The sequence below is a fragment of the Dyadobacter subterraneus genome, assembly GCF_015221875.1.
Lineage (GTDB): Bacteria > Bacteroidota > Bacteroidia > Cytophagales > Spirosomataceae > Dyadobacter > Dyadobacter subterraneus.
The window spans coordinates 2,550,464-2,571,552 of sequence record NZ_JACYGY010000001.1 but is presented as its reverse complement, the minus strand read 5'-3'; the positions used below and the strand labels follow the sequence as shown (position 1 = coordinate 2,571,552).

Sequence of the window (21,089 nt, the reverse complement as noted above, 5' to 3'; positions counted from 1 at the left end):
TTTAATTAATTTCATGTTGATAAGGAGCAGAACTTTGCGCACCCATCCGGGTGACAGAAATGGCGGAAGCTTTGCAGGCAAACTGGCAAGCGTCAATCCAGTTTTTGCCTTCTGCCAAAGCGCTTACAACAGCTCCATTAAAAATATCACCAGCCGCAGTCGTGTCAACCGCAAGGACCTGAACAGCCGGAATAATTTCTGAAAACTGTTCGTTGAAAAGATAGATACCGTTTTTCCCCAAAGTAATTATGACATTTTCAATTCCTTTATTCTGGAAAAATAAAGCCGCTTTTTTCATTGCCTCCGGAGAATCAGGAAGAATTCCGGTCAAAAGATGCGTTTCCGTTTCGTTTGGAGTAATCAGATAAATGCCGCTCAGCAGACTGTCAGGCAATTCCACTGCCGGAGCCGGATTGAGAACTACTTTAATTTTCAACTCGTTACATTTTGCAACTATATATTGAATTGTTTCAAGCGGGATTTCTAGTTGAAGTAATACAAGATCAATTTGATCAAAAATATTATCTCCCAGATCAGATGGTTTTAAATCCATATTAGCACCAGAGGCTACCACGATCTGATTTTCACCATTTTCATTAACAATAATGGAAGCGACGCCCGATGGAAAATCCTCAGTTTGCAGGATATATTTTGTATCCAAACCTTCCTTTTGAAATTCTTCAAGAGCCTCTTTCCCAAAAATATCCTTGCCGACTTTTGCGACGAATCTTACATCCGCGCCAAGTCGCGCGGCAGCGACTGCCTGATTAGCGCCTTTTCCACCCGGATTCATTAAGAAAGTTTGACCCAAAACGGTTTGACCTGGTTTGGGAAACTCCCCGGTTTTTATAACCATATCTGTATTGGAACTTCCTATGACAAGTATTCTGGCACACATATGCAATTATTTTCTAATAAATGACTCTTTAACATATTCCCAGTCCGAAAACCAAAAAGCTAAGTTATTGATTACGCCAAATATTCAGCGCTGTAATCGGGTCATTTAAAAATTAAAAAATATTGACACTTTTAGATTCTGCATAATATCAATGGACAAGAATTTTAAATCCTGTTTTGACTGCAAACAGAAATTGCGTTGAATAGGAGTTATTTCTTTTCTAATTTCGGCCAAAAATTTAACGTTTTTGGTAAAATGTGTTTTAAAGACACAACTTTGCTGATTCGATAAGTAATAAAAGTTTGTTACTGCTTTTTACATTAGCATTTAATTTTTCTGTTCATACTATTCCCGGATACCCTGTTTCATTATGTTAAAAATTACTTTGAGTCTGTTTTCCGCTTTTCTTATGTTTGCCTGGTATAATCCGCTGCATGAGAATGATGAACCCCGGAAAGCTCCGCAAACGCGTATCGATTCATTACCAAACGCATCCAGCTGGCCAAGTGAGCTGGTTCTTACCAATTTCACAGGACCTGATTTGACTCCAAGTCCTGCTTGTCTTGCTGTTGCTTCAACAGGTGAAGTTTTCGTTGGGGTTGATATGATCGGATCATTAGGAAAAGATCCTGGAAAAGGAAGTATTGTTAAACTGGTTGATAGTGACAATGACGGTAAAGTGGACAAACATACCGTTTTCGCCATGGCCGATGATCCGCGCGGAATTATTGCGATGGGTGACAAAGTTTATGTACTTCATACTGTTTTTTCAAAAGAAAATGGGCTGGCAACAGGAATGGATCTTGTTGTTTTTGAAGATAAAAATAAGGATGGCGTTGCGGATGGGCCATCAAAGCCACTGATCGAACATATCAGTAATCCAAAATTCCTGCAAAGCCGTGGTACTGACCACGCTACGAACGGAATTCGGATGGGTATTGACGGGTGGATTTATATTGCTGTTGGAGATTTCGGTTTCCATGATGCCATTGACCGTTCAGGCAAAAAAATGACAATGCTTGGTGGTGGAATCGTCCGCGTTCGTCCTGATGGTACCGAAATGGAAATTTACACGCACGGTATGCGTAACATATATGACGTCGCAATTGACCCATTTATGAACATTTTTACCCGTGACAATACCAATGACGGTGGTGGATGGAATATTCGTTTCAGCAATCAGATCCAATCCGGCGAATATGGATATCCTGTTCTTTTTCAACATCATACGGACGAAATTATTCCTGCACTGATTGATCTTGGCGGTGGTTCAGGAACTGGTTCTTTATATATGGATGAAGATACCTGGCCTGCAAAATACAATCACGTACCGATGATGGCCGACTGGGGAAGAAGTCAGGCGTATATTCACCGCGTAACGCCAGACGGAGCTACTTACACGCAAAAGGAAGAGGATTTTATAAAATTATCACAGATCACGGATTTAGATGTGGATGCTTCCGGTCGTCTTTACCTTGCTGCCTGGGATGGCGCGGGTTATTCAGGAAGTGCTTCCAAAGGATTTGTCGTTCGCGCGGTACCTAAAAACTGGAAATACAAAGCTTTTCCTGAGGTTAAGAATTTATCAATTAAGGAATTGGTAACCATTTTGAAATCAGGAAGTGCAACGGCGCGTCTGGATGCACAGCAGGAATTGATAACACGTCCGGCCAAACAGGCGACGGAAGCTGCATGGAAACTGGCTTCTGACAAAACGTTGCCGCTTTATACGCGTGTTGCAGGAATTTATGCTTATGAGCAAATCACTGGTGAAGCTGGCGTGGCTAATCTTGTAAAACTTGCTTCTGAAAATGATGTAAAAGAATACGTTTTACGCGCCTTGACAGATCGTAAGGGAAATCTTAAAAACGTCCCGACTGAATTATTTCTTTCTGCAATGAAAGATGCAAATCCACGTGTTCAGCTTGCCGCGGAGATCGGACTTGGCCGTTTGGGACGTCTTGAAGCAGCTCAGGCTTTGCTTGCTGTAAAAGTTCCTGCTTCGTTTGTTCCGCCTGCAAAAGATGTGGAAGGCCCGCATGCAACACCTAATTCCCCTATTATTTTGCCGCACATTGCCGTTCGCTCGCTTGTAAAATTAAATGCAGTGGACGCATCGGTAAAAGCTATCGGAACAGAAAATTCAACCATTGCACTTTGGGCATTGCGTTATATGCATGATCCAAAAGCGGTTGACGGACTTATTGCTGCTTACAAAAAATCAAGCGATCCGGAGTTGAAGAAACAGATTCTTGTGACTTTGGCAAGATTATACAAAAAAGAAGCTGACTACGACGGTTCATGGTGGTGGAGCACCCGTCCGGATTCACATGGACCTTATTATAAAGCGGTTACCTGGGAGTCTTCTCCTGAAATTAAAAATATCCTGACGGAAGAATGGAACAAAGCAGACGCGGCAGGAAAGCAGTTTTATGCTGATTTGAATGCCAGAAACCGTATGGAAATTACAGAATTTGGCGGTGAAGAAGTGGTAGCTGCCAAAGAAGAAGTAAAAGTTGACCTTGACAAAATCAGAAATAAAAAAGGCCAGGTTGGCGAATCTTCGATTGAAGATGTAATGTTGGCGATGGCAAAAATAAACGGAGACCCGGCATTGGGTAAAACTTTATTTACAAGACAAGGTTGTGTTGCCTGCCACAGTTTGACAAAAGGTGAAACGATGAAAGGACCTTTTATGGGACAAATTGGATCGATCATGAACCGTGAACAGATTGCTGAATCTATCCTGAAACCAAACGCGTCGATCTCGCAAGGATTTGCTTCGGTGGTTATTGAAGCAAAAGGCGGAAAATCTTATATGGGTTTCATTACGCAGGAATCCGCTGCGAAAGTGGTCATGAGAGATATTACAGGGCAGCTTTACACGATCAAAACTTCTGACATAGTTTCCCGTAAAGAATTGGAAGATTCGATGATGCCGACCGGACTTGCCAGCGCATTATCCTATGAAGAATTCGCTTCGCTGATTACTTTTCTTTCTCAGCAGAAGAAATAAATTTAAAAATTCGGTTTTGCAAAAAAGCAGATTTTCGCGAATCTGCTTTTTTGTTTTTCAGGTTGATGTAAAAATCTGCCATACCAGCATTTCCTTTTTCACAAAAACTTACTAGCTTGAAGATCACTTCCCATTACTTATCTGTCTTCCTATGAAAAATAAGATTACTTCATTATTAAGTTTTGTTTTAACATTTTTCATTTTTTCCACTTCACTTTTTGCGCAGGACGATGTTCTGAAAAAATTACAGGAAATCGCAATCATTGAGCAAAAAATAATGATGCCGATGCGCGATGGCGTGAGGCTTGCCACGGATGTGTACCGCCCAAAAACGGATAAAAAAGTACCAATCATTTTTTCAAAAACCCCTTACAATTTCAATTCCTGGGGTGACGGAGAATTAAAGCCACGCACCTATCAGGACGCGCTGGATGCAGTGAAACGTGGTTATGCATATGTTGTACAAAATGAAAGAGGAAAATTCTTTTCCGAAGGAAACTGGGAAATACTTGGCCCGCCAACAACAGATGGATATGATGCATTTTCGTGGATGACTGCTCAGCCATGGTCCAATGGAAAAATCGGTACGCTTGGCTGTTCTTCAACAGCAGAATGGCAAATGGCCGTAGCTGCGCTGGATCATCCTTCACATGCCGCAATGGTCCCTATGGGTTTTGGTGCGGGAGTTGGTAAAGTTGGGCCATTTGTGGAGCAGGGAAACTGGTATCGCGGTGGTGCGCAGCAAATGCTTTTTACAACATGGCTATATGGAACTGAAACGGACAATATGGCTCGTCCATTATTCCCCAAAACAGCCACCAGTGAAGATCTGACAAGGATTTCACGTTTTTATGATCTTGCTCCGGAAATGCCCAAAGTGGATTGGGCGCAAGGTTTGAAACATTTGCCGGTACAGGATATTATCCAAAACGTGAATGGTCCAAAAGGTACGTATGAGAAAATGATCGTGAGAAAACCGAACGATCCGGAGTGGTATAGTGGCGGATTATATCACGACAATATGCCTTTTGGCGTGCCGAGTTACTGGTTTGTTTCCTGGTATGATGTGTCAACCGGACCAAATCTGGCGCTTTTTAATCATGTTAGAAAAAACGGGGTTGATCAACAAGTTAAGGACGGGCAATTCTTAGTAATTGCTCCTACGCTTCATTGTGCATACAAACGTGCAACTGAAAACACCGTTGTAGGCGAGCGCAGTATGGGTGATGCGAGACTGGATTATGATGGATTGATCTATGGCTGGTTTGATTACTGGCTGAAAGGCGAGGAAAATAATATGCTCAAAAAAACGCCGCGTGTTCAATACTTCACCATGGGTTCAAACAAATGGCAGCATTCTGAAACCTGGCCACCGGCAAATGTAGAGCCTACAACTTATTATTTTTCAAGCAAAGGAAGCGCAAACAGTTTATACGGAGATGGAAAGTTAATAGCGAAACCGGTTGGAAAAGATGAGAAACCAGATGCATTTGCCTACGATCCGGCATTCCCGGTCCCGTCATACGGTGGAAATGTTTGCTGTACCGGAACGGCTATTCAGGGCGGCTCATGGGATCAGCACCAGATGGAAACGCGTCAGGATATTCTGGTTTACACTACTGAGCCTTTTAAAGATGGCGTAGAATTGACAGGATCAATCGAAACAACGCTTTACGTTTCCTCAGATGTGAAGGATACGGATTTTACTGTGAAGCTGATTGACGTTTATCCTGACGGTCGCGCTTTCAATCTGGATGAAACCATTTTGCGCGCACGTTACCGTGAAGGTTTTGATAAGGAGGTAATGATGGAAAACGGAAAAATTTACAAGCTGACTTTAAGTCCGATGTCAACCAGCAATTTCTTCGAACCGGGACATAGCGTACGAGTAGAAATTTCAAGCAGCAATTTCCCGCGTTTTGACAGAAATATGAATACAGGCGGAAATAATTTTGACGAAACAAAAGGCATCATCGCCCATAACAAAATCCTGCATAACGCCCAGTATCCATCCAAATTGATATTGCCAATAGTTAAAAAATAACTAGTTAAACGCAGAGTTGGGGGAGTTTTTTACCGAGAAATTAAACTCTTTTAACTCTGCGTAAAACTCACCTACCTCTGCGTTGAAACATCATTATTTTTTCTCTGTTGGGACGATCATGAAATTTAGTAGTTCGGTGTGGCGTATTACGGAGATATCTACCATGGAAAGCACTTCACGGTGTGTCAGCTCTTTGAAAAGTTCGTTGCTGCTGCTTACCGGTTTCTTATTAAAAGAAACAATGATATCGCCTTCCAATAACTGCGAGCGTGATGCTGGTGAATTGGCTTCGATGTGTGTAACAAAGATTCCTTTATGATTTGAAAGTTTGTAATGCTGGCGGATTTTCTCATTGATCTGAACATCCTGCAACTGCAATCCAAGATACGCTTTGAAAACTTTACCATCTTTAATAAGCTGTCTGGCAATTTCCTTGGCCGTATTAATGTCAACCGAAAAGCTAAGTCCCTGCGCTCCCTGAATCACAGCCGTGTTAACGCCAACCACTTCCCCGTCTGTATTAATCATAGGCCCACCCGAATTTCCCGGGTTCAGCGCTGCATCCGACTGGATTACATTATCAACAAATCTCCCCGATTGCGTTTGTAACGATCTGCCCAAAGCACTCACTACACCTGTTGTCACGGTATGCTGGTAACCGTAAGGATTTCCTATCGCAATCACAAACTGTCCAATTTGCAACTGACTGGCATCGCCAAGTTTGGCAACGGAGTATCCTTGCGTGTAAATTTTAAGAATAGCAATATCAGTATCCGGATCTTTCCCGATCAACTCGGCTTCTATCTCGTTATTATTCAGCAAGCTTACCATTATCTTCTCTGCACCATCCACCACATGGCAATTGGTGAAGATCAAACCGTCTGAGGAAAAAATGAATCCTGAACCTGAGCCGGCAGGACGAAGTTTTCCTTTATCGGTTTTAAAAACATCTATTTTTACGACTGCGTTTTTCGTTTTATCCACAGCCCCAATGATCATACTCGAAAATGTATCCATGTCTGTAAACTTTTATACAAACAGGAATATCAAAAATTTATCCAGCCTTTATTTTGTGCCAATGTGTCTATTTTAAAGTTTTTATTATGCCAAAAAGCCATATCGAAACTTTTCGAATAATAGATTTAATATAACTTGTCAGAAATCAGAGCAGATTGATCGTGATTAGATTATAAATGAATAAGTCCATCAAAAGCGATTGCTTGTTGATGGACTTATCTCTATTCAGTTGATGAAATGAATTTGTTTTTTGTTGGAACCACTATGCTGACATCAATAGTCTTCTGTTGATATCTGTTAGTCTGATTCCTTTTAATGTTTTCAATCTCTCTTCTATTTTGATATCGTTGCTAAAAACATAACCCGGGCCGAAAAACTGTTTAAATTCTTTGATTGCCATATCAAGTTGTTTCTTTGAAACGCCGCTGTAAACCAATTGCATCAACTGTGCTTTACCTGGTGTAAGGCTTTGCAATTTCCAATATTTTGGATGATTTACTCCGATTGGTGCTCTGAAAAATTTATCGTGTTTTTCTTTAATTAAAAATTCAAAATCAATATTGATTTGCTTGCTGTTGTTTGCAACATTTCCTTTGACAATGATTTTGGCTTCTCTATCTACGGCCAGGACAAATGTTTTCTCGTGTATCATAATAACTTATTTTTTTATCGCTAACCGTAATTCAGTTGATAAAGAACCAGTTAACTTATGTTTAATTAATTCGGTTACATTTTTATGACTAAGATTATGCCAGAAAGATACATTTCGAAAAAAAAATTTATTTTATACTATGAATAAGAAAATAAGTACAATTAAATCTTCTTTAATTCAATAAAATGGGTTGATTTCCTTTGGAGATTTATGATTTTAAAAAATTAAATTGAAGTAAATACCACAGTTTATTCTTGTTAAACTGTCGATATTTCGTCAATTAACTACGAAATGGTGCCTTTAAGCATTTAAGATGATCTTAGTTCAGACCGCAGCTTAATGTATTTTATTAATCTAGTTTCCTCCTTAGTAATCACCGCTTCCTCCGCACCTGCTTCGTCTTTCTACTACTTACGGCTTAGGTCATATCTATAAAGTTTTTGATTCTGTCTTTTAAAACTCCCAGCTTTTGCAGCATATTCTCTTAGTTGCCGCTAGGATTTTATTTTGGGTGACAGAAATCAGAGAAAGCTTGTGCTATATACCAACGGAGCAAAACTATTCGACTTTTGATAAGTTTATCATCGCAACGAAATCATTATCAGACTCATATTTTTTCGGATGCACCATAAAACTATAAGGATAGAGTAATTATTTTCATAAGTAATCTTTGGATTTCAGATACTTTTATTGAAAACCGAACCGGCTGTTATACATATGAAATCTGTTTATTTTAGAATTTTTCTTCTCATATTACTAGCATTTGCAAATCCTTCATTATCGCAATCTTTGCCTGGATTAAAAGTTGAAAAGGGAAAAAGATATATTGAACAGACTAATAATAAACCGTTTTTCTGGCTTGGTGATACGGCGTGGGAGTTGATGCACCGATTGACTTTGCAAGAAGCTGAAACATATTTAAAAACAAGAGCCAAACAAGGATATAATGTTATCCAAACTGTGGCTTTCGCCGATTTTGATGGATTGAAAAAACCGAATCAAAACGGTGATCAGCCCTTATTTAATAATGATCCTTCCAAACCAAATGAAAAATATTTCCAACATGTTGACAAGGTTATTGCGATTGCTGAAAAATTGGGAATTTATATAGCATTGCTACCCGCCTGGGGAGATAAATTCAATAAAAAGTCGGATCCCGGACCTGAAATTTTCACAACTGACAACGCGTCGTTTTACGCAGAATTTCTGGCGAAAAGGTGTAAAAATAAAAATGTCATCTGGATTTTAGGCGGAGATCGCAATCCGGATACCGAGACCCAGCTTTCAATCATTAATGCAATGGCAGCTGCTATTCGCAGGGTTTCAGGCAACAGTCAATTAATTACTTATCATCCCCAGGGACTTAGTCATTCATCGAAATTTTTCCATAATTCTGATTGGCTGCATGTGAATATGTTCCAAAGCGGGCACGATTTGCGCGACCGGAAAAATTATCTGATGCTTAAAAATGATTATGATAAATTACCGGTAAAACCAACTTTTGACGCCGAGCCACGTTATGAAGACCACCCGATAAACTGGAAATCAGAACTGGGTTATTTTAATGATTTTGACGTAAGACAAGCTGCTTACTGGTCTGTATTTTCCGGCGCATGCGGGCATACCTATGGCTGTCATGATGTGTGGCAAATGTATGATCCGGCTCAACATGCGCCTATGGCTTTTGCGAGAACAACCTGGCAGATTGCCATGGATTTACCCGGCGCAAATCAGATGGGGTATTTGAAAAAATTGCTCGGATCGCATCCCTGGTGGGAATTGCAGCCGGATAATGATTTAATCAAAAACGAAAATCCCCAGGATCCAGGTTATCAAATCGCCGCTTTGTCTTCCAATAAAGATTTCCTGATGGCCTACACTCCCTACGGACGTCCGCTAAATATTGACCTTGCCAAAATGAAAGCGAGCAATTTGATTGCGTACTGGTTTAACCCAAGAGATTGTACTTCTATAAAAATTGGTAGTTTTAAAAATTCGGGAACGCAGACATTCAGCCCTTATGCTCAGGGCCCTAGTGCGGACTGGGTGCTGGTGATTGACGATACATCAAAAAAATGGGCAGGTTTTAATTTGAAATAAATCGAATTATTTCTATTTAAAGCAAATGAAAATAGTATTAGCCTTTGCCAACTTCCATATGCATATTAATCAGTTGCTTACAAAATCCAACTTTTTCATAAGCTTTGATTGCAGGTTCATTACCCTCATAAACATCCAGCCTTAATTCCGAAATATTTTGAGAGATTGCCCACTCTTTCAGCCGTTGGATTATTTTGCTGTTGATTCCTTTTCCTCTAAATAACGGATCAACATACATAAATCCCAGATAAGCGTGCAACGGATGTTTCAAAAAATGTTTTGCCTTTTCAATTCGGGCATAACCTGAACCTACAACCTGACCATCAATCTCGGCAACCAGAAGCTCAATATGGGAGGCCCGTATCATTTCTTTAATATCATAATAATGAACAGGATCAGGTTTTATTAACTGGTCGAAAGGACGCTCAGCATTGATTACGCCTTGCTCGAAGCGTAGTAACGTTGGGAGGTCGGAAGTTGTTGCGGGGCGGATTTTAACCTGGAACATGAAGTTATAAATTGAAGGTCCCGACAATATTATTCTTTTTAAACAAGTTTGACAACAATCCAAATTAATTAAACGACTGCCGAAATTCCAAAGGCGAAACTCCTGCTTTGTTTTTAAATAACTTATTGAATGATTGCGGATATTCAAATCCAAGCTGGTAGGCAATTTCGCCAACAGACAAAGATGTGGTTGTCAATATCTCCTTCGCCTTTTCAATCAGTTTGTCATGAATGTGCTGCTGCGTAGTTTGTCCTGTCAGTGACCGGAGCATGTCGCTCAAATAATTGGGAGATACATTTAGTTGTTCTGAAACGAACTGAACCGTTGGCACTCCATTTTCCCGAACATTTTGATTGACGAAATAATCGGACAACAATAACTCCAATCTTGTCAGCAAATCGTGATTTATATTCTTTCGGGTAATAAACTGCCTGTTATAAAACCGGTCACAATAATTAAGTAATAATTCAATATGAGAAATGATAACATTCTGACTGTAAGCATCAATCCTGGAATGATATTCATCCCGGATATTTTTCATAATGCCGGTAACCATCGCCTCTTCCTTCTCCGAAAGATGTAAAGCTTCATTGACCGCATAAGAGAAATAGCCATATTCCCGGATTGTTTTTGCTAGTGGATATCGTTGAATAAAATCGGAATGAAAAACGAGCCACCAGCCGCTCAGCTCTAATTCCGGTGCTATGTCCGTGGAAACGACTTGTCCCGGGGCAAAAAAAGTCATAATACCGTCATCGTAGTCATAATAATTTTGCCCGTATTTCATTTTGCCTTTGAAATTTCGCTTGATTGAAATACAATAAAAATTATATGAAACACTTCTCAGATAATCTTCCGAATAACATTTTATATCTTCAAAATTAATCACGCTTACCAAAGGATGCTCAGGCTTGGGGAGTTCAAGCGTGCGGTGAAGTTCCTGGATAGAAAACATGTTATACGGAGGCTGCATCTTCATGATTCAGTTGCGTCTTTGATGTCTACAAAATTGCATGAAATCTTTAATGAAAAAGTATCCGGATCTCTGACAATTGTATCCAAAAAGTATTTAGGTAACACGCTTACTTCTCAAAAATTAAGATATCCTGAAAGAAAACACCTGGAATTTCTTTCCAGTTGCCGGGGTAATAATTTACCAATTTCAAACCAGATTTTTCCTGAAGAATACGAAGACCTTCTTTTGTTATAGCAATGGCATCTTCGGGATGTTTGGCGGTTTTTAAAGTAAACCAGTTCTCCGATTCATAGGCCGACAAATCGAAAATCCAGCCATTTTGACTTGTAAAGTGGAATCTTCCGTTTTCGTCGCTTCTCTTTCCCAGTGAATTCTCATATTCTTCATCCAGCAGAAAAAAAGTGATCATTGCCTTTCCTCCTTTTTTAAGCACTCTATAAATCTCACCGAAATAGAAAACGGCGTCTTTTTCACTCATGTGCGTCCAAACAGAAAGTGCCGTTACAAGATCCTGTGACTCATCCTTTACTGGCCATGATTTCAGTATTACCGACTGATCACTTGCATAAGTAGGATTGGCTACATCAAGATGTATGAATTTATAATTGATTGATTTATAGTGTTCTTTACAAAAATTAACGTCATCCGTCATGATGTCAATGCCCGTATATTGTCCATTTTCTGAAACAAAAGGTTCAGAAGATATACCCAGCAAACCGGTTCCGCAACCGATATCCAGAATTTTGTTACCCGCTTTTTGTTTGAGGTTTTGATAAATTATGGTTTGAAAAATCCCAATTACATGTGCCCATTCCGCGTATGACAACTTCCCTCCTCTTCTGTTTTTGAAATCAGGAATCAACCGGATATTTCTTGTTCTTCTAATATGCTCTCTGTCTGTGTCACGAAAAAGTTTGTCTATCCAGGGGAATAGTTTGGTCATCATATTTTCTTGGTTTGAGTCTGTAAATATAAGCAGGCCGGATTAACACTAGTAGATTCCAAATTATAACTTTGAACGAATGTAACTTATGGTCATATTACAAATTATACTTACTAATCCTGAATTTCGTTGCGCTTGATAATAAAAGGACTTACTTGAAGATTTATCCTGTATTGTCATGAAATACCTTTCCTACCGCTCATACAATCCGTGAATATTAGCGATCAACTGATGTATAAAACATCGGTTTTATTGTAAATGTATAAATCTCCTATTACATCGAACTCTTGGAAATATCCAAGCACCCTTATTGTATTAATGTATTTGAGCATATCCTTTTTGTTTTTAAAAATAGAAATAGCATCCGTCAGATTTCAATTAAGAGTAAATAAATGTAAAGCGAAATACTACGAATTGTAATTTTAGAGAACTGAATGTTAAATAAATACAAAATAAGACCACATTTTAAATTGTGAATAAAATTGGATTAATAATTTTTATAGGAATTATAGCTGCTCTATAAAGGTTAATTAAGTAACCAACTCACTAGATGATTACTCAATTTAACCCAGAAAACTTTGAAAACTTTTTCGCGACTGACAATATTCCTTTTGGGAATATTGCTCTTTTCCTGCGACGGACTTTTTCAGTATAATCCAAATCAGATTCTTTTAGAAGACGATGAAAAGAATTTGAATATAGAAAATATTGAAAAAATCAAACGTCTTCCTGTCAAAGATACATTGCGCTTTATACTTATGGGCGATACCCAGCGCTGGTATGATGAAACTTTAAAATTCGTAGAAAGCGCAAATAAACAACGTGATATCGACTTTGTTCTGCACGCCGGAGATATTTCAGATTTTGGAATAACAAAAGAGCTGGAATGGATCAATGACATTATGCAAAAACTCAGGTATCCATATCTGACCGTGATTGGGAATCATGATATTGTAGCCAATGGCTCTGATGCTTATGTCCGGATGTTTGGCCCTTTAAATTATTCCTTTGTGTACGGTGATTACAAATTTATATTCATCAACACAAATTCTCTTGAATATGGATTGGATGGCAGCACGCCCGACGTACCCTGGTTAAAAGCCCAGCTAGCCACCAACCCGGATAAAAAACAGACCATTGTCATAGGACATGTTCCTCCTTTCGACGCCGACTTCGACAAAAAACTGGAAAAGGATTATACCGCAACTCTGGCAGCAGATCCAAACTTAAAGTTTACACTTTATGGCCATCAGCACGCTTTTAAAGAAGGTGAGTTTTATAATGATGGTGTCCATTACTACCTGACAACAAGTATGGGTGGACGTGGATATCTTGTACTTACTAGTTGGAGAGGTGGATATAAAGTGGAACGTGTTGAATTTTAATGGCTATGAAAAAAATATTATTACTATTTTTCCTGGCGATTAATTTTATCGCTCTCGCACAAGATGACCAACCGGGTTTACATAGCCGCAAATGGTTTATTCCGGATCATTTGAAGTTGCAGTTTGCAGGGAATATCGGATTTCTGTCTGGTGGCCCTGGCTACGTATCAAAAAATAAAACCCTCGAAACCGATCTGTTATTTGGATTTCTTCCGGAAAAATTTGGCGGAGATGCCTTGGTTACAATTACGGCAAAAACCACTTATTCGCCATGGCGTATTCCACTGAAAAATACATATTACATTCGTCCATTCTCCATTGGCGCCTATTTAAGCTACACTTTCGGACCTCAGTTTGATACCAAATGGCCTTCATACTATCCTTCCGGATATTACTGGTGGGCAACATCCTTCCGCCCAGGTATCTACATTGGAGGAAAAGTAGGACGAGATTTAATAGTTAATAATCGAAGGAAGCAATTTGAACTATTTTACGAACTCGGAAGCTACGACCTGCTAATGATTAGTTATGTACAGAATCGTGAATATTTGAAAATTTCCGATATAGTCAATTTATCCTTTGGTGTAAAAATGGCGTTTTGAAACATTTATATTGCGTTGAAAAGTTTGACATGTCAATCAGGTCAGTCAAGCTTCAACAATTTTTCCGCATTCAAATGTGCAATCTTTTCAATCTGATCTTCCGGCAACGGAATACTTTTAAGGAATCGCAAACCATCTTCATTTTTACTGAAAGGATAATCAACAGAAAATAAAATATTATCAATTCCAAAAGTTTCCAGCGCCGCCATTAATGGTGGAAGCGTGAAAATTCCACTTGTGGTTATGTAAACCTGTTCTTTTAAAGTCTGGCTGATGATACGCTTATTAATTCCGGCATCATTCACCCCGAATCTTTCATCACAACGAGCCATCATGACAGGCAACATTTCTCCCATATGACCAATAATGATTTTCAGTTTTGGATAACGATCCAAAGTTCCGGAAATGATCAACCGTAAAACATGAATCGCCGTTTCAGAATGCCAGCCCCAACCTGCTACCGACAATGCCGTTCCGCCGTCATTCGGCAAACCGCTGTAATAAGCAGCCACGACAGCTTTTGGGGGCAATCCCGGATGAAGATAAACAGGTACATCCAGCTTTTCTGCTCTTTCCAACACAGGTGCAAAAATTGGGTGATCCAGAAACCTCCCCTGAGTCATCCCATTAATCAGTGCTCCTTTAAAATTTAAGGTTTTAACCGTTCGCTCTAATTCTTCCGCCGCCTCTTCGGGGGCAGTCATAGGCAAATGTGCAAAAGCAGCAAAACGGTCCGGATTTACGGCGACTTTTTGTGCCAGTGTATCATTATATTGACGGGCAAAAGCAGTACCGTTTTCAGGATCAAGTAAATCTGCACCGGCCCCTGCAACCGATAAAACCTGCAAGCTAATGCCAGTTTCATCCATCGAAGCCAGTCTTTCGCCGTTGACATCCGCTAGTTTCGGAGCGAGTTTTCCTAATTTTGCAGATTGATCCACACTTTGGTTAGCGAGAATCTTTTCAGGAATGAGTCTGACCATTTCAGGAAAAGTAACATGTTCTTCAAGTGTTATGATTCGCATTTTTAGTCTGGTTTCTGTTGATGAAAAATAGGTATCAGATAAAAATTGAACCAGAAGAATCAGGCCGATTTAATCACCGGGTTGGATCAGGTACCAAATACTTCGCCATCACTTCTTCCGTAAGCTTCCGTTCATTAACCAAAGCCCAGTCACCAGTATTTTCCGGAAAACCGTCTCTGCAATATCCGGCTCTCAGGCCAAAATCAAAGATGGCGTGGTAGTGCTTGTTGATAATCAGAAAGGCAATCCAGCCATCTTCACTCCAACCGATTTGCAGTTCTGTGGGCAATGTTTTTTCAGTAATATCCGCAACATTGTAAATATGCAGCCCATCCAAAACCTCCGGCTGTTCTGATTTATTGATTGCGTAGAAAAAGCCTGTTGTCATATCATCCTCAAAAGCTACACCGAAATTTTGGGTTGGGGAAAAGCTGTGGATGAAGGTATCGTGGCCGATTTTGTAGGTTTGGGTTATGTTTAGTGTCATTTTGATAGCCTCTTATTCTATTATGTTTTTCATTTCATCCTGTACATCCGGCGGATGTTTATTTAGAAATACTTGCAAAGTTTCTTCCAGACGTTTCAAGGTATTGACAAAATCATCGACCTTAAAAAATTCGTCTTCATTTTTTGAAAAAACATTTTGTGTAACGGCTAGGGTAGATGCAGATCCGACTCTAAATTTATTTGGCTTAACTAAGTCTATTCCTTTCACTTGACCTATTATTTTCAGTTCTTCGAAAGTAGAATAAAGCTTCGAAACACTCTTTTCCCACTCAGAAATTTTTAAAACAACTCTAATTCTATCTTCAATATTAAGTGTCTTGTTAACCGTGTTTTCAATTTGGATATAAATATTACAATCTCTTGTTTTAATCCCTTGAAACCATAATGCTAGGAAACCACCGGATTGATTGGAAACATAACCCCATCCGGCGTTAGAAATTTCACTTTCAAGCGACATATAAAATCCTTCGGCAGCTTTCCAATCAGCGGTAATATGTTTTAAAGTTTTAAATGAGTTTGTACTATATTCAAGGAGTACCAGATACTCCACAAAATCTGTAAAAATAGAATTTTTAACATTTACTCCATTTCTACTGAGAGCTTTAAGTATACTACTTCGATCCAAAGGTATGAAATCTTGTTTTTTAACATACTGAAGTGTCGACGAACTCTCATTGCCTGTTTTTAAATAAATAAAAACACATTCGAAGTTTGTTTCTTTGTAGTATAACTTCGCAATATCCGCATACCTTTTTAGCTGACCTGAATGTTCTTTAGTATTTGTCTTATCTTCAATAACAATGCAGTATTCATCATTGACTTCGGCAGAAATATCAATATTTTGCCATTGCTTGCGAACCACAACGTTGTGAATTACATAATCTTCTTTTTTGTTAAGTAGCAAACGCACAAAATCTTTTGCAACTTCATTTAGCTCGTTATCGAATTGCTGGTTGCTACTATCTGCCCATTCTAATAACCATGCAAAAAATGCGTCTTGAGAAAGCTCTTTGGTGGCGTGTGAGAATATATTCGGTTTTAATAACGACATAAATATTAAATAAAATTTAAATAATTTATTTTGTCAATTACCTAGGCCTCCCTTTCGTGTTGCTTACTATTTTTATAAAAGGTACCGATTCGGCCGTTTGACTCAATATGTGTGGTATAATAGTCTCCTTGAAAATAAATGCTTTGTCTTCCATACTTACTAAATCTTTTCCCTGGATTTTCCAAAAAATACTCTTGAATTTCCTTGTCAATTGATTTAATTACATTGCTCATTACCATGAAGACATCTTCTTCTTTCCACTGAAAATTATCCTTTTTCTCAAAATGATTGTTGACCTTCATCTCCTCTACATGTCGCATGTAGACATGTAAGTAGCAATCAATATCCACATATACTGCAATTTTCCCTCTTACATTTAACCGCCTTTCTATAAATCTTTCCACTTTCATAAATAAATCAGTCGCGAAATCGATATTTTCAAAATACCACTTCTTTAAACTGCTTCCGGTCTGCCTTAAGTATTTGTCTAAAATCGATAAATTGGCTCGGGTCATTTTATGTATTAACTCACCCAATCTTGTTAACTCTATTTCATTAATTTCTTCTCTTCTATGTTTTATTTTCAAAAATTCAAATTCAACTTCTTCATCCAATTCGTCATTAGATGCAAAAACTTCATTTTGCTCCTCCTCAGTAATCTTATCACTTTCAAAGTAATACTTTCCTGCTAAATAGAATTGTCTTTCTTTCGGAGAAAGACCGACATTTTCATTTACCAACTTTTTTGTAAATCCATACATCCAGTCGTAGTCGGCACCTTTTTCCATTGTACTAGTCTCAATAGTCAACTTTTTAATTTGTCGCTTCTCAAAAGAATGGAATGTGTTTTTCTCCGGGGCAGAATAAAACATGATATTGATAATATCATCAGAATTTACGCCTTCGTTCAATAATTTTTCTTGGAGTTCTTCAGACAGTTCATTTCCCAGATATTTGGCTTTTAGTAGGCCTGATTGAGTATAAGGATTCTTCAAGACACTTTTGTCCATATCCTCCCTTTCGTATTGCGTATAAATAAATACGACCGTAATCATTGATCCGTAAATATTAAATGAATCACTATCAAACTTAAAAGTTAGCGATGCGGTTTTGTCTTCTCTCCCTACGGTAAGGTAAATTTCTTCTTTTGTATAATTGCTCATTTCAATCACAATAATCTATGTAACAGCTGTAAACAGAAAACTCTATGAACTGCTCCTCTAAAACAACATCACCGTGAAACCCCATCACGAAATCCTCAAAGAAGACTCCCTTATAATCAACTCCGTAGGCAACACAATATTCTCATGCACAAAATCTCCTGACCCATTCAACTGATTCAAAAACAACCGGGAGGCTTCCATTCCAATCTTTCTTCCCGGACGGTGAATTGTAGTAAGGGATGGATAAGTATAAGCTGAAATCGGAGAATTATCAAAACCAACGATACCAATATCTCCCGGGATTTTTAGTCCACGGTCCAGAATAACACGCATCGCTCCTATCGCAACCTGGTCATTGACACCAAAAATCGCATCGGGCGGAGAATCCAGATCCAGTAATCTTTTTGTGGGTACAATCGCACTTTCAACCTGGAAGTTTGTATTGATAATCAGTTCTTCACGAATTGAAACGCCATACTTTTTCAGACAATCCCGGTATCCTTTGAAACGTTGCTCGGAAACTGTCAGACCGTTTGGACCTTTCAGGTGCGCAATGTTTTTATAGCCAATCGTGAGCAGATGCTCGACGGCTGCAAAGGCTCCGTGGTAATCGTCAACTGTCGCCCGGCTAGTTTCAAAATCTTCATATTCCCGGTCGATAAAAATCAGCGGGGTTTTTCTTTGTATTACATTTTCAAGGTGTTCATAATAACCGGCGTCATAGGTTTCCTGAGAAACGGAAAGAAAAATTCCTTCGGTGCGGTTGGATAGTAATTTTGATAAATATTCTTTTTCGAGCAGATAATTTTCGTTTGTTACACAAATATTGAGTGTATACCCTAACGGCTGCAAAACGGTGTGAAGTCCCTCAATTACAGCAGTTTCGTAATAATTTCCTATCGTTGGTACCACTACACCCAGCGTCGCTGTTTTCTTGTTCAACAAACTCAAAGACACTTCGTTACGCTGATATCCAACCTCTTTTGCGTATTCCTGAATATTTTTTCTGGTGTCTTCATTGATTGCCGGATGATCATTGAGCGCTCTGGACACTGTCGATGGAGAACAACGAAAGCGACGGGCAATGTCTTTTATAGTAACCGGGCGAGAGGAATTCATGAGTAGGATAATTACAATTAAATATTTAAAATTTTTTCAAACGTTTGCATTCGATATAAACATATTTACACTTTGTATTTAATTTATACCACGCTATCATTGTGCAAATGTAATAGAAAAGCAACAATGAGCGACCTACTGGTAAAACCAAAAACCGATCAAAAAACCTATCATTCCCTCACAAGTGAACAAGCCGGCTGGACTTATTTAAACTTCGAAGCCAAAGTTCTTGACCTGAACGAACAATATACACTGAACACGGGAGATTACGAATATTGCATCGCGTTATTGGGTGGAAATTTCAAAGTAGAAACCGATCAGGGAGTTTGGGAAACGGGAAACGGGCGTAAAGATGTTTTCAGCGGAATCGGTCATGCGATGTATTTATCCAGAAATACGAAATTTACTTTAACGGCTCAAACAGACAAAACAGACATCGCAATCTGCTGGGTTGCTACCGATGAAGATCATCCACCTTACATGAAACGGCCGGAAGAAGCAGCCATTGAATTCCGTGGCGGAGATAATGCAAACCGCCAGATTAACAGCTTATTGCAGCCAGGATTTGACTGCCACAAAATTGTTTGCGTAGAAGTATATACGCCGTCGGGAAACTGGTCTTCTTTTCCTGCGCATAAACATGACGAGCGTAAGGTAGATGCAGACGGAACGCTGATTGAAGCGAATCTGGAAGAGATTTATTTCTACAAAATTGACAAACCTCAGGGTTACGCTATTCAGCAGGTTTATACAGATGATCGTTCTCTGGACGAAATTGTGCGCGTGCACGATAATGAAGCAGTTTTGGTACCAAAAGGATATCACCCGGTAGCGGCAGCGCATGGCTATAATGTTTATTATCTGAACTTTCTGGCTGGCAGCGATCAGTCGCTCGCCAACACTTCCGACCCGGATCATGACTGGATTTACGGCTCATGGAAAGGTCAGGATCCACGACTTCCGATTGTTACGTTGGAAATGAATAATGCAAAATAAATATCGTCTGAAAAACGAATTAATTCCAGTATCAAGTAACCTGGCTAACATTTTCTTCCATGCCTAAACACGATCTTTTAACCATCGGGCGCTCTTCCATAGACCTGTATTCGGCAAATATTGGAAGTCCGTTTGAAAAAATAAGTGCCTTCAATGCATTTGTAGGCGGTTGTCCGCTGAACATCGCAACCGGCGCACAACGACTTGGTTTAAACACGGCAATCCTTACCGGTATCGGAAATGACCAGGTAGGGAATTTCATCAAACATTTCCTGGATGAAGAAGGAATTGCCACCGAATACATCCCGACGATTGAAGGAACGCGGAGTTCAGCCGTAATTTTGGGTATCGAGCCGCCGGACAAATTCCCGCTGGTATATTACCGTGAAAACTGCGCCGATATTAATCTGACAATCGATCATGTCAATGCAATTCCGTTTGAGGAATTCAAAGCCGTCGCATTTTCAGGTACCGCATTCAGCAAAGATCCAAGCCGTACCTCCATGTTTTACGCTTTGGAAATAGCAAAAAAACATAATCTAAAAACACTTCTGGACATCGATTTCCGCGCCGATCAGTGGGACGATCCCCGCGCTTTCGGAGTAACGTTGCGCGCAGCTTTGAGCAGCTTCACCATGGTTGTAGGAACGGAAGAAGAAATTCTGGCAACCTATCTTACAGACAAAGAACAGCTCCTAATCAAACATCAGCAGATTTCAGCTCCTGAAATTCGTGGTAATATCAATACGGCCATCGAGGAAATCCTGAAATCAGGTGTGGAAACCTTGGTAGTAAAACGCGGAAAAGACGGAGCTTCAATTTTCCAACCGGGAAAAGAAGAAGTGAAAGTTCCAGGATTTCCAGTGGAAGTATTAAACGTATTGGGTGCCGGAGACGCATTCTGCGCCGGTTTCTCCTACGGAATTCTGAATGGATGGGATTTATATAAAAGCGTAAGAATGGGAAACGCCTGCGGCGCCATCATCGTAACAAGAGAAGGCTGCGCGAACTTCATGCCGACTTTCGAAGAAGTGAACGCATTCGTAGAAAGCCGGGGCGGGTTTTAAGGTTACACAGAGGTACACAG

Annotated in this window: 18 protein-coding genes; 7 read left to right on the top strand and 11 right to left on the bottom strand. The window is 39.5% G+C overall.

Translation table 11 applies throughout. The features are described 5' to 3' along the window. Position 1 precedes the first annotated feature (1 nt). Positions 2–898 (bottom strand): ribokinase, encoded by an 897-nt coding sequence (gene rbsK / locus IEE83_RS10590; RefSeq protein WP_194120559.1) that lies wholly within the window; start codon positions 896–898, stop codon positions 2–4. Positions 899–1,268: 370 nt separating this feature from the next. On the opposite strand from rbsK, the gene IEE83_RS10585 reads away from it, so the two are divergent. Both IEE83_RS10585 and IEE83_RS10580 read left to right on the top strand, forming a co-directional pair. Continuing rightward, complete coding sequence (locus tag IEE83_RS10585) at positions 1,269–3,914, top strand: DUF7133 domain-containing protein (protein WP_194120558.1); 2,646 nt, start codon at positions 1,269–1,271, stop codon at positions 3,912–3,914. A 151-nt stretch (positions 3,915–4,065) separates the two neighbouring features. Then, the gene (locus tag IEE83_RS10580; protein ID WP_194120557.1) at positions 4,066–5,958 is read left to right on the top strand and encodes a CocE/NonD family hydrolase; all 1,893 of its coding nucleotides are present in this window, start codon (positions 4,066–4,068) and stop codon (positions 5,956–5,958) included. Between the two features lie 93 nt (positions 5,959–6,051). Here the strand turns inward: IEE83_RS10580 and IEE83_RS10575 are convergent, their stop codons facing one another. Together IEE83_RS10575 and IEE83_RS10570 are read right to left on the bottom strand one after the other, a co-directional pair. Beyond that, the gene (locus IEE83_RS10575; protein WP_194120556.1) at positions 6,052–6,975 is read right to left on the bottom strand and encodes a S1C family serine protease; all 924 of its coding nucleotides are present in this window, start codon (positions 6,973–6,975) and stop codon (positions 6,052–6,054) included. Between the two features lie 262 nt (positions 6,976–7,237). Continuing rightward, on the bottom strand, positions 7,238–7,627 hold the full coding sequence (locus tag IEE83_RS10570) for a hypothetical protein (protein WP_194120555.1): 390 nt from the start codon (positions 7,625–7,627) through the stop codon (positions 7,238–7,240). 717 nt (positions 7,628–8,344) lie between these two features. On the opposite strand from IEE83_RS10570, the gene IEE83_RS10565 reads away from it, so the two are divergent. Further along, positions 8,345–9,727 (top strand): glycoside hydrolase family 140 protein, encoded by a 1,383-nt coding sequence (locus IEE83_RS10565; RefSeq protein WP_194120554.1) that lies wholly within the window; start codon positions 8,345–8,347, stop codon positions 9,725–9,727. 37 nt (positions 9,728–9,764) lie between these two features. Here the strand turns inward: IEE83_RS10565 and IEE83_RS10560 are convergent, their stop codons facing one another. The 3 genes from IEE83_RS10560 to IEE83_RS10550 form a co-directional block, all read right to left on the bottom strand. After that, positions 9,765–10,235 carry a GNAT family N-acetyltransferase gene (locus IEE83_RS10560; protein WP_194120553.1) on the bottom strand — a complete coding sequence of 157 codons (471 nt, stop codon included), beginning with the start codon at positions 10,233–10,235 and terminating at the stop codon, positions 9,765–9,767. A gap of 64 nt (positions 10,236–10,299) precedes the next feature. Continuing rightward, entirely contained in the window at positions 10,300–11,214 is a 915-nt protein-coding gene (locus tag IEE83_RS10555; protein ID WP_194120552.1) for a helix-turn-helix domain-containing protein, read from the bottom strand. Positions 11,215–11,317: 103 nt separating this feature from the next. Continuing rightward, complete coding sequence (locus IEE83_RS10550) at positions 11,318–12,157, bottom strand: class I SAM-dependent methyltransferase (protein WP_194120551.1); 840 nt, start codon at positions 12,155–12,157, stop codon at positions 11,318–11,320. A gap of 575 nt (positions 12,158–12,732) precedes the next feature. Between IEE83_RS10550 and IEE83_RS10545 the strand changes: the two genes are divergently transcribed. Then, a complete protein-coding gene (locus tag IEE83_RS10545; RefSeq protein ID WP_194120550.1) occupies positions 12,733–13,539 on the top strand; it encodes a metallophosphoesterase family protein in 807 nt (268 codons plus the stop codon). Between the two features lie 5 nt (positions 13,540–13,544). Continuing rightward, the gene (locus tag IEE83_RS10540; protein WP_194120549.1) at positions 13,545–14,141 is read left to right on the top strand and encodes a hypothetical protein; all 597 of its coding nucleotides are present in this window, start codon (positions 13,545–13,547) and stop codon (positions 14,139–14,141) included. A 41-nt stretch (positions 14,142–14,182) separates the two neighbouring features. On the opposite strand, the gene IEE83_RS10535 is transcribed toward IEE83_RS10540, so the two are convergent. The 5 genes from IEE83_RS10535 to IEE83_RS10515 form a co-directional block, all read right to left on the bottom strand. Beyond that, positions 14,183–15,166 (bottom strand): amidohydrolase family protein, encoded by a 984-nt coding sequence (locus IEE83_RS10535; protein ID WP_194120548.1) that lies wholly within the window; start codon positions 15,164–15,166, stop codon positions 14,183–14,185. Positions 15,167–15,239: 73 nt separating this feature from the next. Next, positions 15,240–15,653 carry a DUF2251 domain-containing protein gene (locus IEE83_RS10530; protein WP_194120547.1) on the bottom strand — a complete coding sequence of 138 codons (414 nt, stop codon included), beginning with the start codon at positions 15,651–15,653 and terminating at the stop codon, positions 15,240–15,242. Positions 15,654–15,665: 12 nt separating this feature from the next. Continuing rightward, positions 15,666–16,724, bottom strand: a complete 1,059-nt coding sequence (locus IEE83_RS10525) for a PD-(D/E)XK nuclease family protein (protein WP_194120546.1) — start codon at positions 16,722–16,724, stop codon at positions 15,666–15,668. A gap of 41 nt (positions 16,725–16,765) precedes the next feature. Continuing rightward, positions 16,766–17,887: a hypothetical protein gene (locus IEE83_RS10520; protein WP_194120545.1), complete on the bottom strand. Its 1,122-nt coding sequence runs from the start codon at positions 17,885–17,887 to the stop codon at positions 16,766–16,768. 84 nt (positions 17,888–17,971) lie between these two features. After that, complete coding sequence (locus tag IEE83_RS10515) at positions 17,972–19,006, bottom strand: LacI family DNA-binding transcriptional regulator (protein WP_194120544.1); 1,035 nt, start codon at positions 19,004–19,006, stop codon at positions 17,972–17,974. Between the two features lie 126 nt (positions 19,007–19,132). Here IEE83_RS10515 and iolB point away from each other — a divergent pair, with 126 nt between their 5' ends. Together iolB and iolC are read left to right on the top strand one after the other, a co-directional pair. After that, positions 19,133–20,002 carry a 5-deoxy-glucuronate isomerase gene (gene iolB / locus IEE83_RS10510; protein WP_194120543.1) on the top strand — a complete coding sequence of 290 codons (870 nt, stop codon included), beginning with the start codon at positions 19,133–19,135 and terminating at the stop codon, positions 20,000–20,002. Positions 20,003–20,061: 59 nt separating this feature from the next. Then, the gene (gene iolC, locus IEE83_RS10505; RefSeq protein WP_194120542.1) at positions 20,062–21,069 is read left to right on the top strand and encodes a 5-dehydro-2-deoxygluconokinase; all 1,008 of its coding nucleotides are present in this window, start codon (positions 20,062–20,064) and stop codon (positions 21,067–21,069) included. Positions 21,070–21,089: the final 20 nt, after the last annotated feature.

Bases quoted from the DNA above. Each gene is read 5' to 3' on its own strand.
- rbsK (WP_194120559.1), bottom strand. From the start codon at position 898: ATGTGTGCCAGAATACTTGTCATAGGAAGTTCCAATACAGATATGGTT.
- IEE83_RS10585 (WP_194120558.1), top strand. From the start codon at position 1,269: ATGTTAAAAATTACTTTGAGTCTGTTTTCCGCTTTTCTTATGTTTGCC.
- IEE83_RS10580 (WP_194120557.1), top strand. From the start codon at position 4,066: ATGAAAAATAAGATTACTTCATTATTAAGTTTTGTTTTAACATTTTTC.
- IEE83_RS10575 (WP_194120556.1), bottom strand. From the start codon at position 6,975: ATGGATACATTTTCGAGTATGATCATTGGGGCTGTGGATAAAACGAAA.
- IEE83_RS10570 (WP_194120555.1), bottom strand. From the start codon at position 7,627: ATGATACACGAGAAAACATTTGTCCTGGCCGTAGATAGAGAAGCCAAA.
- IEE83_RS10565 (WP_194120554.1), top strand. From the start codon at position 8,345: ATGAAATCTGTTTATTTTAGAATTTTTCTTCTCATATTACTAGCATTT.
- IEE83_RS10560 (WP_194120553.1), bottom strand. From the start codon at position 10,235: ATGTTCCAGGTTAAAATCCGCCCCGCAACAACTTCCGACCTCCCAACG.
- IEE83_RS10555 (WP_194120552.1), bottom strand. From the start codon at position 11,214: ATGAAGATGCAGCCTCCGTATAACATGTTTTCTATCCAGGAACTTCAC.
- IEE83_RS10550 (WP_194120551.1), bottom strand. From the start codon at position 12,157: ATGATGACCAAACTATTCCCCTGGATAGACAAACTTTTTCGTGACACA.
- IEE83_RS10540 (WP_194120549.1), top strand. From the start codon at position 13,545: ATGAAAAAAATATTATTACTATTTTTCCTGGCGATTAATTTTATCGCT.
- IEE83_RS10535 (WP_194120548.1), bottom strand. From the start codon at position 15,166: ATGCGAATCATAACACTTGAAGAACATGTTACTTTTCCTGAAATGGTC.
- IEE83_RS10530 (WP_194120547.1), bottom strand. From the start codon at position 15,653: ATGACACTAAACATAACCCAAACCTACAAAATCGGCCACGATACCTTC.
- IEE83_RS10525 (WP_194120546.1), bottom strand. From the start codon at position 16,724: ATGTCGTTATTAAAACCGAATATATTCTCACACGCCACCAAAGAGCTT.
- IEE83_RS10520 (WP_194120545.1), bottom strand. From the start codon at position 17,887: ATGAGCAATTATACAAAAGAAGAAATTTACCTTACCGTAGGGAGAGAA.
- IEE83_RS10515 (WP_194120544.1), bottom strand. From the start codon at position 19,006: ATGAATTCCTCTCGCCCGGTTACTATAAAAGACATTGCCCGTCGCTTT.
- iolB (WP_194120543.1), top strand. From the start codon at position 19,133: ATGAGCGACCTACTGGTAAAACCAAAAACCGATCAAAAAACCTATCAT.
- iolC (WP_194120542.1), top strand. From the start codon at position 20,062: ATGCCTAAACACGATCTTTTAACCATCGGGCGCTCTTCCATAGACCTG.